Origin of the sequence: Sulfurivermis fontis (assembly GCF_004001245.1) — a bacterium.
Taxonomy (GTDB): Bacteria; Pseudomonadota; Gammaproteobacteria; order Thiohalomonadales; family Thiohalomonadaceae; genus Sulfurivermis; species Sulfurivermis fontis.
This window is the reverse complement of the sequence record NZ_AP018724.1, coordinates 1,613,082-1,624,990: the sequence shown is the minus strand read 5'-3', so window position 1 is coordinate 1,624,990 and position 11,909 is coordinate 1,613,082. Positions and strand designations below refer to the sequence as shown.

At 62.3% G+C, this 11,909-nt stretch carries 14 protein-coding genes and 1 pseudogene; 9 read left to right on the top strand and 6 right to left on the bottom strand.

Features of this window, described 5'->3' with window-relative positions:
- Nucleotides 1-12: 12 nt before the first annotated feature.
- The 6 genes and pseudogenes from crcB to cysG all read left to right on the top strand — a co-directional run.
- Nucleotides 13-384 (top strand): annotated as a pseudogene (crcB, locus tag EP379_RS08290) (fluoride efflux transporter CrcB); the annotation flags it as partial.
- A complete protein-coding gene (locus tag EP379_RS08285) occupies nucleotides 384-689 on the top strand; it encodes a DUF190 domain-containing protein (protein ID WP_127477357.1) in 306 nt (101 codons plus the stop codon). The pseudogene crcB and the gene EP379_RS08285, both read left to right, overlap by 1 nt.
- Nucleotides 690-829: 140 nt before the next feature.
- Entirely contained in the window at nucleotides 830-2,110 is a 1,281-nt protein-coding gene (gene serS / locus EP379_RS08280; RefSeq protein ID WP_127477356.1) for a serine--tRNA ligase, read from the top strand.
- 17 nt (nucleotides 2,111-2,127) lie between these two features.
- A complete protein-coding gene (locus EP379_RS08275) occupies nucleotides 2,128-2,427 on the top strand; it encodes a hypothetical protein (protein WP_127477355.1) in 300 nt (99 codons plus the stop codon).
- Nucleotides 2,428-2,432: 5 nt separating this feature from the next.
- On the top strand, nucleotides 2,433-2,678 hold the full coding sequence (locus EP379_RS08270) for a hypothetical protein (protein WP_127477354.1): 246 nt from the start codon (nucleotides 2,433-2,435) through the stop codon (nucleotides 2,676-2,678).
- 170 nt (nucleotides 2,679-2,848) lie between these two features.
- Nucleotides 2,849-4,249: a siroheme synthase CysG gene (gene cysG, locus EP379_RS08265; protein ID WP_127477353.1), complete on the top strand. Its 1,401-nt coding sequence runs from the start codon at nucleotides 2,849-2,851 to the stop codon at nucleotides 4,247-4,249.
- Between the two features lie 62 nt (nucleotides 4,250-4,311).
- On the opposite strand, the gene EP379_RS08260 is transcribed toward cysG, so the two are convergent.
- Nucleotides 4,312-4,776, bottom strand: a complete 465-nt coding sequence (locus tag EP379_RS08260) for a rhodanese-like domain-containing protein (protein ID WP_127477352.1) — start codon at nucleotides 4,774-4,776, stop codon at nucleotides 4,312-4,314.
- A 97-nt stretch (nucleotides 4,777-4,873) separates the two neighbouring features.
- Between EP379_RS08260 and EP379_RS08255 the strand changes: the two genes are divergently transcribed.
- Nucleotides 4,874-5,263, top strand: a complete 390-nt coding sequence (locus tag EP379_RS08255; protein ID WP_127477351.1) for a S24 family peptidase — start codon at nucleotides 4,874-4,876, stop codon at nucleotides 5,261-5,263.
- A gap of 60 nt (nucleotides 5,264-5,323) precedes the next feature.
- On the opposite strand, the gene EP379_RS08250 is transcribed toward EP379_RS08255, so the two are convergent.
- The 4 genes from EP379_RS08250 to EP379_RS08235 all read right to left on the bottom strand — a co-directional run bounded on the left by EP379_RS08250 (nucleotide 5,324) and on the right by EP379_RS08235 (nucleotide 8,152).
- Nucleotides 5,324-5,809 carry an FKBP-type peptidyl-prolyl cis-trans isomerase gene (locus EP379_RS08250; RefSeq protein WP_127477350.1) on the bottom strand — a complete coding sequence of 162 codons (486 nt, stop codon included), beginning with the start codon at nucleotides 5,807-5,809 and terminating at the stop codon, nucleotides 5,324-5,326.
- 165 nt (nucleotides 5,810-5,974) lie between these two features.
- Nucleotides 5,975-6,178: a YgaP family membrane protein gene (locus tag EP379_RS08245; protein ID WP_127477349.1), complete on the bottom strand. Its 204-nt coding sequence runs from the start codon at nucleotides 6,176-6,178 to the stop codon at nucleotides 5,975-5,977.
- Between the two features lie 14 nt (nucleotides 6,179-6,192).
- Nucleotides 6,193-7,296: an OmpP1/FadL family transporter gene (locus EP379_RS08240; protein WP_232024014.1), complete on the bottom strand. Its 1,104-nt coding sequence runs from the start codon at nucleotides 7,294-7,296 to the stop codon at nucleotides 6,193-6,195.
- 241 nt (nucleotides 7,297-7,537) lie between these two features.
- Nucleotides 7,538-8,152, bottom strand: coding sequence for a hypothetical protein (locus EP379_RS08235; RefSeq protein ID WP_127477347.1), 615 nt, complete (start codon nucleotides 8,150-8,152; stop codon nucleotides 7,538-7,540).
- Nucleotides 8,153-8,276: 124 nt separating this feature from the next.
- Between EP379_RS08235 and EP379_RS08230 the strand changes: the two genes are divergently transcribed.
- Complete coding sequence (locus EP379_RS08230) at nucleotides 8,277-8,978, top strand: response regulator (protein ID WP_127477346.1); 702 nt, start codon at nucleotides 8,277-8,279, stop codon at nucleotides 8,976-8,978.
- A gap of 4 nt (nucleotides 8,979-8,982) precedes the next feature.
- Nucleotides 8,983-10,305, top strand: coding sequence for an ATP-binding protein (locus EP379_RS08225; protein ID WP_197722880.1), 1,323 nt, complete (start codon nucleotides 8,983-8,985; stop codon nucleotides 10,303-10,305).
- Between the two features lie 867 nt (nucleotides 10,306-11,172).
- Here EP379_RS08225 and EP379_RS08220 read toward each other — a convergent pair.
- The gene (locus tag EP379_RS08220) at nucleotides 11,173-11,652 is read right to left on the bottom strand and encodes a DUF4760 domain-containing protein (RefSeq protein ID WP_127477345.1); all 480 of its coding nucleotides are present in this window, start codon (nucleotides 11,650-11,652) and stop codon (nucleotides 11,173-11,175) included.
- Nucleotides 11,653-11,909 lie beyond the last annotated feature (257 nt).

Below are 11,909 nucleotides of genomic sequence, written 5' to 3'. Positions count from 1 at the left end.
TTGAGGGTAGCGATGACACAGATATTGGCCATTGCAGGTGGCGGTGCCGTCGGGGCCCTGCTGCGCTTCTGGGTGGCGGGTTGGGTGTACGGCCTGCTCGGGCGCGGCTTTCCCTGGGGCACCCTGGCGGTGAACGTGACCGGCTCTCTGCTGATGGGGTTTCTGTACGTGCTGCTGGTGGAACGGATGAGCGCCGCGCCGGAGTGGCGCGCCCTGCTGCTGGTGGGCTTTCTCGGCGCCTTCACCACCTTCTCCACCTTTTCGCTGGAAACGCTCAATCTGATCGAGGACGGCCAGCTGTTGCGGGCCGTGATGAACATGTTGCTCAGTGTCGTGCTGTGCGTAGCCGCGGCCTGGGGCGGGATGGTGCTGGGGAGGCAGCTATGAACGGAACCGAGGTCACCGTGGTGCGCATCTACCTGAGCGAAGGGCAGGGCCAGGCGGATCACCTGCTCAAGCGCCTGCACGACTGGGAGCACGTGCGCGGCGTCACCGTGTTCCGTGGCATCGCCGGCTTCGGGGCTTCCGGCAAGATCCACACCGCCAAGCTGGTGGACCTGTCGCTGGACCTGCCGCTCATCGTCGAGTTTTTCGATACGCCGGACAAGGTGGCGGCGATCCTCGAGCACCTGAAGAACGATATCAAGCCGGGACACATGCTGAGCTGGACGGCCCGGGTGAACGATTGAACCAAGGCTGGGCGCGCACCCTGCGAATACCGGGAAAAACGGGTCCGCAAATGAACGCAAATTGATGGGGTTGATGTGCATCCCTTTGCGTTTATACGCGTACTGATTTTGTTGAATGTAAAAAATAGAAAGGCGACAACATGCTTGATCCGCGTCTCTTTCGCACTGAACTGGAAACCACCGCGCAGCAGCTGGCGCGTCGCGGCTTCGTGCTGGACACCGCTGCCATCGGCCGCCTGGAGGCCGAGCGCAAGGATATCCAGATGCGCACCCAGGAGCTGCAGGCCGAGCGCAACAGCAGTTCCAAGGCCATCGGTCAGGCCAAGGCGCGCGGCGAGGACACCGCGCCGCTGCTCGCCGCCGTGGCCGACCTCGGTGACAGGCTGAAGGAGGCCGAGGCGCGCCTCAACGCCATCCAGGACGAACTGAACGCCCTCCTGATGGGGGTGCCCAACATCCCGCATGAAAGTGTGCCGGACGGGCGGGACGAGAACGACAATGTGGAGGTGCGCCGCTGGGGCACGCCGCGCCGTTTCAGCTTCACGCCGAAGGATCACGTCGACGTGGGCGAGGGCCTGGGCCAGCTCGACTTCGAGACCGCCGCCAAGATCACCGGCTCGCGCTTTGCCACCATGCAGGGGCCGCTGGCGCGCATGCACCGCGCCCTGATCCAGTTCATGCTGGACCTGCACACCACCGAGCACGGCTACACCGAGGCCTACGTGCCGTATCTGGTCAACGCCGACAGCCTGCGCGGCACCGGCCAGCTGCCCAAGTTCGAGCAGGACCTGTTCGCCCTGCGCGGCGAGCAGAACTACTACCTGATCCCCACCGCCGAGGTGCCGGTCACCAACATCGTGCGCGACACCATCGTCGAGGCCGAGCGCCTGCCGCTGAAGTTCGTCTGCCACACGCCCTGTTTCCGCAGCGAGGCCGGCGCCTATGGCAAGGACACCCGCGGCATGATCCGTCAGCACCAGTTCGAGAAGGTGGAACTGGTGCAGGTGGTGCGGCCGGAGGACTCCTGGCAGGCGCTGGAGGAGCTGACCGGCCACGCCGAGGAGGTGCTGAAGCGCCTGGAGCTGCCCTACCGCACCATGGCCCTGTGCGCCGGCGACATGGGCTTTTCCTCCGCCAAGACCTACGATCTGGAGGTGTGGCTGCCGGGGCAGGACAAGTACCGCGAGATCTCCTCCTGTTCCAACTTCCAGGATTTCCAGGCCCGCCGCATGCAGGCGCGCTGGCGCAATCCGGAGACCAAAAAGCCTGAGCTGGTGCACACCCTGAACGGTTCCGGCCTTGCCGTCGGCCGTACCCTGGTGGCGATCCTGGAGAACTACCAGCAGGAGGACGGCAGCGTCGCCGTGCCGGCCGCGCTGCAGCCGTACATGGGTGGTCTCGCTGTCATCAACGCCCGCTAGGGCAGGAGTTGCAGGCAATGAAGATGAAACACTGGATCGGTTTGGCTGTGCTGCTGCTGGCGTTCGCGCAGCCTTCGCACGCGGGGTTCTGGGATGACGTCAAATCCGGCGCGCGCGATGTGAAAGAGGGCATGAAGGAAGGCGCCAAGGAGCTCAAGGACGACATCAAGGCCGGGGCGAAAGAGGTAAAAAAGGAAGTCAAGGAGGGCGCCAGGGCGGTCAAAGGCGAATCCCAGGGGTTCTGGGCCGGCTTCAAGAGCGGGATGAAGGACGGTTGGGCCAGCTTCAAGCAGGGCTGGCACGACTTCTGGAAATGAACCTCATGCGTACCTGGTTGCTGCTGCTGTTGCTGCTGAATGGGGGCGTGGTGCTGGCCGAAGAGGCCGCTGCCGATCAGGCTGCCGACAAGCCGGTGACGCAACAGATCAAGGACGGTGCGAAGGAAACCTGGCAGGGTTTCAAGCAGGGTCTGAAGGATACCGGACGCGCCTTTCAGGATGTCGGCACGGCCATCAAGGAGGACGCCAAGGCCAGTGCCGCCAAGGCGAAGAAGGATTTTTCCCACTAGGCGCCGGGGGTGGCGGGTTCCCCAGGGGGCGCTGCGGCGCCCCTTTGCGTTTCCGGAGGCCGCATTGTCTTACGGTATTGCGGCCCCACATCGGGCTAGGTTATGCCCGTGCTTCGCGGTAAACTAACCAGCCTTTTGCCCGCCAGGGCGATATAACGAGTAGTAAGCCGATGGATTTATTGCCAATTTTCATGAACGTGCGGGACCGCCGCGCCCTGGTGGTGGGGGGCGGCGAGGTGGCGGTGCGCAAGGTCGGACTGCTGCTGGAGGCCGGTGCTGCGGTACACGTGGTCAGCCCGGTGCTGGTTCCTGCGTTGCAGGCACAAGTGGACAGCGGCGCCATTACCAGCCGCCGCGCGGCCTTCGAGCCTGCCGACCTGGAAGGGGTTGCGCTGGTAGTGGCAGCCACCGACGACGAGGCGGTCAACGCCCTGGTCTCCGAGTTGGCGCAGGCGCGGCACATTCCGGTGAACGTGGTGGACAACCCGGCCCTGTGCAGCTTCGTGATGCCCTCGATCATCGACCGTTCGCCGGTGCAGATCGCGGTGTCCACCGGCGGCGCCTCGCCGGTGCTGGCGCGCCTGCTGCGCGCCCGTCTGGAGTCGGCCATCCCGGCCGCCTACGGCCGTCTGGCACAACTGGTGGAACGTTTCCGCGACAAGGTCAAGGCCCGCTTCAAGGATACCAACGCACGGCGCAATTTCTGGGAAAACGTCCTGCAGGGCGAGATTGCCGAGCTGGTGTTCGCCGGCAAGGATGAACAGGCCCAGGCCGCGCTGGAGGCCGCGGTGGCTGCCGGCAAGGATGAGAAGGTAGGCGAGGTGTACTTGGTAGGTGGCGGTCCCGGCGACCCGGATCTGCTGACCTTCCGCGCCCTGCGCCTGATGCAGCAGGCCGATGTCATCGTGCACGACCGCCTGGTGTCCAAACAGGTGCTGGATCTGTGCCGCCGCGATGCCGAGCGCATCTACGTCGGCAAGGAACGCGACAATCACGCGCTGCCGCAGGAACAGATCAACATGCTGCTGGTAAAGCTGGCGAAGGAAGGCAAGCGCGTCTGCCGTCTCAAGGGAGGCGACCCCTTCATCTTCGGCCGCGGCGGCGAGGAGATCGAAACCCTGGCCGCAGAGGGCGTGAACTTCCAGGTGGTGCCCGGCATCACCGCGGCCATCGGCATGTCGTCCTACGCCGGCATCCCGCTGACCCACCGCGACTATTCGCAGTCGGTCACCTTCGTCACCGGCCATCTCAAGGACGGCAGCATGAACCTCAACTGGTCGGCGCTGGCGCAGCCCAACCAGACCGTAGTGTTCTACATGGGCCTGAAGGGCCTGCCGGTGATCTGTGACAATCTGATCAAGCACGGCCGCTCGTCCGACACGCCGATGGCCCTGGTGCAGCAGGCGACGACGCCGCGGCAGAAGGAATTCATCGGTACCCTGGGTACCATGCTCAAGGTGATCGAAAACCAGGAAATCAAGGCACCGACCCTGATCGTGGTCGGCGAGGTGGTGCAGTTGCACAAGCAGTTCAGCTGGTTCGAGCCGCAGGCGTATTACGGGGATAAATAACCGTTTCAGTTTGCGAGTTGCATATTGGGCACAGACCAGCCGTTCGCAACTCGCGACTGATTTTAGGCCGGTTTGCGCTGTTCCGGGCGCAGCTTGGTGGTGAAGTAGTCTTCGGCAAAATCCTCGTCGACCGGATTGTTGGCGGCGTCGACCATGGGTTGCTCGAATTCGAACCAGCCGCGCATGCCGGTCTTGAGCGAATAGACGCGCTTGAAGCCCATGCGCTGCATGGTGTGGGCGGCAAGGACGCTGCGGTGTCCCGAGCGGCAGATGACGACGATTTCGCGCTCGCGTCCGCCAGCCAGTTCCGGCACGGTTTCATCGTAGTCCCAGTCGCAGGCCGACTCCAGCACGCCGCGTGGCACGTTGAGGGCGCCTTCGATGTGGAGCGCTGCAAATTCATAGGGCTCGCGCACATCGATGAGCAACAGGTCCGGTGTCTCCTTGAGCTTTTCCTCCAAATCCCAGGGGAACAGTTCATTGACCTCGGACAGGCATTCAGCGACCAGATCGGAATAACGTTTCATAGTTGTTGACCCTGACGAACAGTCGGAACGGAAGGCGGAATATTACTTGCTTTGAGCTGTGGACTCAAAGCGTGCATAGCAAGTGGAGGCGCGCAACATGAGCGTGGAAAAATTCATCCCCATCATGAACGAACAGTCGCCGGCAGTGGAGGACGAGCGCCTGGCGGCGTTTTCCAGCCCATGCGAGGGCAACGAGCCCTACGCACTGATGGTGCTGGGCGACAGCATGCAGCCGGAGTTCGTCGAGGGCGACGTCATCGTCATCTACCCGAAGAACGTGGTGAAGGACGGTTCCTATGTCGTGGCCTATCATAACGATGAGTACATCTTCCGCCAGTATGTGGTGGTGGAAGGCCGCAGCTATCTCAAGGCACTGAATCCTGCCTACCCGATGGAACAGGTGCCCGGCGTAGAGGTGGTGAAGGGGGTAATCGTGCAGAAGAAGGGCAAGGGCGGGGGACGCAAGAACATCAAGCATTACGCCTGATTCAATGCCAGGCCATGCCGGCCGGGTCAGCCCATGGGGCATGACCCGGCCGGTTTTTCATCAGTGGTGATGGCCGCCGGCGCCGTGCACGTGGCCGTGCTCCAGCTCTTCTGCGGTGGCGTCGCGTACTCCGACGATGGTGACATCGAAGTTCAGCGTCTGACCGGCCAGAGGGTGGTTGGCATCGACGGTGATGGTCTCCGGCGAGGTTTCCACCACGGTAACCACCATCGGCTGGCCGTTCTCGGTCATGGTGTGGAACTGCATGCCGACCTGAATCTCTTCCGGGGTTTCGAACATCTGACGCGGCACTTCCTGCATCATGCTGTCGTCGCGCTCGCCGTAGCCTTCCTGCGGCGGTATGGAAACCTTGAGTGCGTCGCCGGCCTTCTTGCCTTCCAGCGCCGACTCCAGGCCGGGAATGATGTTGCCGATGCCGTGGATGTAGGCCAGCGGGTCGCCGCCCTTGGAACTGTCGATGACATTGCCCTGATCATCGGTGAGGGTGTAGTCGATGGTGACGACTTTGTGAACGGAAATTTGCATGATGCGGTCCTGGGTTGCGGGATGTGCAGGCCATTGTAGGTGCTTTGCCGCCCCGTTCCAAGAAAAAAAGCGGCCCGAAGGCCGCTATAAAAGTCCACAGCTGCAGGGGTGCGGCTGATGGAGACTGTGTGGACGACCCAGGCGCTGGACCTGTGCCGCGCCAGGTCAAGCGCAGGCATTGCCCTCCGGTACACCCGCCTTCTTCAGCAGGAAGGCCAGCGGGCAAAAGCTGGTGATGCCACTCTGGGCCAGATTCAGGCCGACGAAGGCTGTCAGCCAGATCCAGTCCGGATGGTGCAGATGGGACAGCAGCAGGCTGAGCAGGACCATCATTCCCGCCACCAGATGTACGATGCGATCGACAGTCATGTCCGACTCCTTTCTCAGTTGCGATAGCTGAGTTGCAGGTTGATGACGTTCTGTTCCAACTCGATCGAATTGCCCACGCTGTCCTTGATTTCGTTGTTGAAGGCGCGGACGTAGGACAGGCTCACCGCCGCCTTTTGCGTCATCTGGCGCGTCATGCCCAGCGCCAGATGATGTTCGGTGACGGCGAGGGAACCGAAATTGTTGGCGACGTCTTCAGCCTCGATGGGGGAGGCGCCGTAGTTGTAGCCGACGCGCACCGTGGTCTTGTCGTTGACTTTTTTCTGCATGGCGATGGCGAAGACCGTCTGATCGTCCCAGCCGAAGTTCATCACCTGATCGCCGCCCGGCGTTTTCAGCGTGACCTTGTCCAGCACATCGCTGAATTGAATCTGCTTGATGTCGGCCTCGATGAGCAGCTCGGGGTTGGGCATGTAGGCGAGGCCGACCTGCAGCGTCTGTGGCGCATCCATGGTCATTTCAAACTTTCCCGCCGCGGTATTCCATTTGAAGGCCTGCATGTTCTGCTCGCTGATATACGCGGCGCCGAGGCGCAGCGTATCGCTGATCTGGTAGGTCAGGCCGAAGGACGCGCCGAAACCGTAGACCTGGTTTTGCGGCAGCGACATGGCGGAGTTGTACAGGGCCAGGCTTTGGTAGTCGATGTTGAGTGCGGCGCCGACGTTGAGCCGATCATTCACCTTGTAGGCAAAGCCGGGAGCAATCTTGAAGAACTGCTTGGTGGTTACCACCGGCTGGTTTCCCGGGGCCGCCGCCATGATATCGGCAAAGTCCACGCCCATGCCTGACAAACCGGCCATGCCCATGCCCAGGGTCAGCTGGTCATCGAGGCGGAAGGCGAGGGCACCGGACGGGATCATGTAGAGATCGGAGTCGCTTTCGGCGCCATTGGCCTTGCGCGGCGGGTTGAGAAAACCGAACCCCATATCGGCACGGAACTCGCTCATCTCCAGCGTGGCGAGGCCCGCCGGGTTGGTCAGGATCGTGCCGGCATCCTGCGGCGCCGCCACCACCGCACCCGCCATGCCCCATTGCGTCGCCGTGACGCCGAGCATCTGATCGCCGTTGGTGGCATGCGCCAGACCGGCGAGGCCGCACATCGCCGTCAAGGCTGCTGCTCTTTTTATCGTACTTGCAGACATTGTGATTCCCCTCCCTCCACTAAAAATATGCGCCGCTATGTTTTGGAAGGTCTGAATAAGTCCATCCTGGACTTCTCAGACCACGCCAAGCGAAAAGTGTGATTTTCGCTTGGCTTCATTTTTCAACGACTTATCGTCGTTGAAAAATGGCGGCACATCCCTGTGCCGCGGAAGCTCTGAACTTATTCAGAGCTTCCTTTTATTTTTTCGGCGCTACGTTGGGAGAAATGCCCGGCTGACCACGGAAGTGGTTGTGGCAGGCGACACAGCCCTGGGCGATCTGGCCGAGATATCCGGCGGCCTTGGCCATGTTGCCCTCCTTGGCGGCGTCGGCCAGGCGCAGGGTGTTGCCTTCCACCATGTCCTGGAAGCCGAGCAGGGCATCGACGCTTTCATTGCTGATCTTGTCCAGCGGCATGTAGGGCAGCAGGCCGCCGCGCGGCAGGCGGTGGTGCGCCAGGTTGTGGGCGGCGTCGATGGCCATGTCCGCGTTGTCGGTGGCGATGGCGGCGGCCATGCGCTGGTAGTCGGCGAGGATTTCCTGCATCACCTGCACCATGGTCAGGCTGTCGCTGCGGCGATCGTGCAGGCTCTGCAGGCGCATCATGGTCTGACGGCTCTGCGGCGACAGCGACTGCACCTTGCTGCGCAGTTCCGGCGTCATGATCGACAGCATCTGCTGCATCATTTTTTGCGCCTCTGCCTGATTGGGTTGGGTGGCATGGGGGTCTGCGGCCTGCGTTCCCATGCTGCAGGCCAGTGCTGCGGCCAGGGTTGCGATACGAAGTTTGCGGCGCGCTGCAGAGTGGTGCATATAATTCCCCTTGTGATGTTTGTGCGTCGGGATGCAGCGTGACGCGAGGGTGTTGCCGCGGAATGTCGCAGCTGTAACAAGTTGTAACAGGATGTTTCTGCGCTATATCAACAGGTGGCGGAATATGCTAAATGGCAAAGAACATGTGCTGGTGGTGGACGATGATGCGGCATTGCGCAATCTGCTGACCCGCTATCTCACCGAGAACGGCTTCGACGTCACCGCCGTGGCCGACGGCACAACGATGGGCGCTGCGATGGCAGAACGGCAACCAGATCTGCTGATCCTGGACTTGATGCTGCCCGGTGAGGACGGTTTCACCCTGGCCCGGCGTCTGCGCAGCAGCAGTGATATCCCCATCGTCATCCTGTCGGCGCGCGGCGAGGATGTCGACCGCATCGTCGGTCTGGAGATCGGCGCCGACGATTATCTGCCCAAGCCGTTCAACCCTCGCGAGCTGCTGGCGCGCATCCGCGCCGTGCTGCGACGTCAGCGCGCGGTGCCTGCGGCAGCGGGCGAGGCGGCCATCGGCTTCGGTCCCTATCGGCTCGAGCTGGAGCGCCATCGTCTGTTGCGCGACGGCAGCGAGGTGACGCTGACCACCGGTGAATTCGCCCTGCTGCGGGTGTTCGCCGAACACCCGAACCGCGTACTGGAGCGGGACGCGCTGCTGGAGCGTCTGAAGGGCTATGAGCGCAATCCTTTCGATCGCAGCATCGATGTGCGCGTGAACCGTCTGCGGCGCAAGATCGAAGCAGACCCGGCGAGCCCGCAGTACATCCGCACCGTGTGGGGCGAGGGCTACATGTTCTGCCCGCAGGCCTAGCGGCATGTCCATCCCGGCGCTGCGTACGCTGTTTGGCCGCCTGCTGCTCACCATTGCTGTGGTGTCGATCGTCTTTCAGTTGTTCACCGCCTGGGTCATCGGCCAGTTCATGCTGTTGCCGGTCGGCAAGCGTTCTGCCGACGATCTGGCCGCATTGATGGTGCAGACGGCGCACAACTGGCAACAGCGTCCGGATCAGGAGCGGCCACGTTATGCCGGAGAGGTATGGCATCTGCACCTGCTGTATGTGGGCAAGGCGGAACAGTCGTTGCCGTACTCCACCAGCCTGCTGCCCTACGTGTATTTCCTGGAAGACGAATTGCAGACCCTGACCGGTCAGCCTGTTTCGCTGCGCATGAGTCGCGAGGGCGAGGACGAATGGTTCTGGGCCGATCTGGCCGTCGGTAACGAGGCCGTGCGCCTCGGCTTCAGCCGCAGCCGCATCGGCGTTCATCCGCCCATCGCGTTGTTTCTCGTGTTGAGCGTGGGCGGCTTGGTGATCCTCGGCACCGCCGTGCTGCTGGCGCGGCGCCTCAGTCGGCCGCTGGAAAACCTGGCAGCCGCAGCACACCATCTGGGCAGCGGCCACTGGCCGGCACCGGTGCCGGAGCAGGGGCCGCAGGAAATGGCGGCACTGGCCCACAGCTTCAACCAGATGGGCCAGCAGGTGCGCGAGCTGCTGGCCAATCGCACCACCTTGCTCGCCGGAATTTCTCACGACCTGCGCACGCCGCTGGCGCGCATCCAGCTTGCGCTGGCGATGCTGCCGGCGCAGATCGAGCCGGAACTGGTGCAGGGCATGCAGCGCGATCTGGAAGAAATGAATCGTCTTATTGGCCAGTTCCTCGAGATCAGCCGCGGCCTGGGCGAGGCGAAGCTGGAGTGGGTGGACGTGCGCGAGGCGGTACGCGAGCTGAGCGACAACGCCCGCCGTGGTGGCGCCGTGGTCACCTGGCGCGATACCGGTCCCTGTCGCATCCAGCTGCACAAGCTGGCCCTGTGTCGCATCGTCGCCAATCTGCTGGAGAACGCCGTGCGCTATGGCGCCGGCAATCCTGTGGAGGTGGAATACGGCTGGGATGAGCACGGCCTGACCCTGACCATCATGGACCGTGGTCCCGGCATCCCCGCGGAGGCACGCGAGGCGGTGTTCCGTCCGTTCTATCGGCTGGAACAATCACGCAGCGCCCAGACCGGTGGCAGCGGATTGGGACTTGCCATTGCGAGGCAGTTGGCCGAGGCCAATCAGTGGACCATCGAGTTGTTGCCACGCCTTGGGGGAGGGACGGTGGCGCAGGTGCGGATACCGTTTGTGAGTAATATGTAGGAGCGGATCGTATCCACGATACAACGTTTTGGCGGAGCTGATGTGCGCCGGCGCGCGGATTGATTCTGGCGGGGGATTCCGTCCCCCTACGCCGGGTTACTTTTCTTTGTTCGGCCAAAGAAAACTAACGAAAAGAAAGGCCGCCCCGATGTCTCGCCGCTATCGCGGTGCCCTGCGCTACTCGCCCGGAGCAGGTTTCTCCGACGGCACGTCCATGTGCCGACGGAGAAATGCGCGCCATCCATGGCGCGCCCCCTGCGGGCAATTCCGCTCCGGGCTGCGTTGCTCGGCGAGACACAGGGGGTTGAAAGTCAAAACCGGCTCGCCTGCGGCATCGCGGGGGTGGCGTGCGCTACGCGCACGCGGGATGTGGGATGCCGTCCTATGTTCCCGGTTGTTGCGCGACTAATATGCCCCTGCGTGGGAGCCCAATTCATTGGGCGATAGCGGCGTCTGGCGGCTTATGTAGGGTGGATGAGGGTAGTGCATCCACCGGTGGGTTGGTGCGCTATCGCGGATTGATTTTGGCGGGGGATTCCGTCCCCCTACGCCGGGTTACTTTTCTTTGTTCGGCCAAAGAAAACTAACGAAAAGAAAGGCCGCCCGACTCCCGCGCCCTGCGGGTACCCTGTGCTTCTCGCCCGAATCGGCGCTCGCCTACGCGCCGTCCTGGCGCGAAGGCGAGGACATGCCATCCCTGGCATGTCCCCTCCGGGCTTAATCCGATTCGGGCTGCGATGCTCGGCGCGGCAGACGGGGTTTCAACCCGGCTCGCCTTCGGCATCGCGCGGGTGGCGTGCGCTTCGCGCACGCGGGATGGGGAATACCGTGGTCTGTCCCCGGTTGTTCTAGCGGTGCCCTTGCCAACTAGCAGCATTCCTCGGCCCTTTCAGCCAGCCACTGAAAGTTGCTCCAATATCGCGGGTGTGCGTCGGGACGGTTCCGATGCTCTTCGATGTACGGCGCGAGCACCTCGTAGCAGTAGATGATGCTTGGCCCCCAATTGGCTGCCACCAACTCGACGGGTGCTAACCCACCCTTAATCAAGGCGCCGGCTACGTCGTAGTTTGCGGTAACGACCGATGCGCTGTTCCGCTCCTCCTCAGACCACTCGCCAATTGGCTTCTTCGAGAGCACGCTTCGGACGATGTGGCGCGCATGACGGACATCCGGCGCCTGCAGGAACTCAACAAGCGAGAGGCTGCTTTGTGCCTTCGATGACTCCTGCATTGCACTCAACTGCCGCGACATCACACGCAACTGATGGTAATAGACAGCCAAGGTGCAGATAGCCACGACCCCGATTGCGATCTGTAGGTAGATTGAAGCACTCTCATAACTCGACATGCGTCAGCTTCCATTGTCGCTAACGATAAATGAACGGCTCATTGCCAGATATAACGGGCCGGGAAGTGATCCATTTTATGCAAATTGTTGTTTCCACGGGTCAAGGCATCCTGCGCTGAGGGAACCCATGGGGGAATATACTGCAACTTTGCCGTATAACACTACATGTCTGGCAAATCGCCGTTCAAGAGTGTTATCGGGGGGAGTTTACCGTTGGATTACGCCTTAGGCCAACCCAACACGCATTTGGTTTTTGC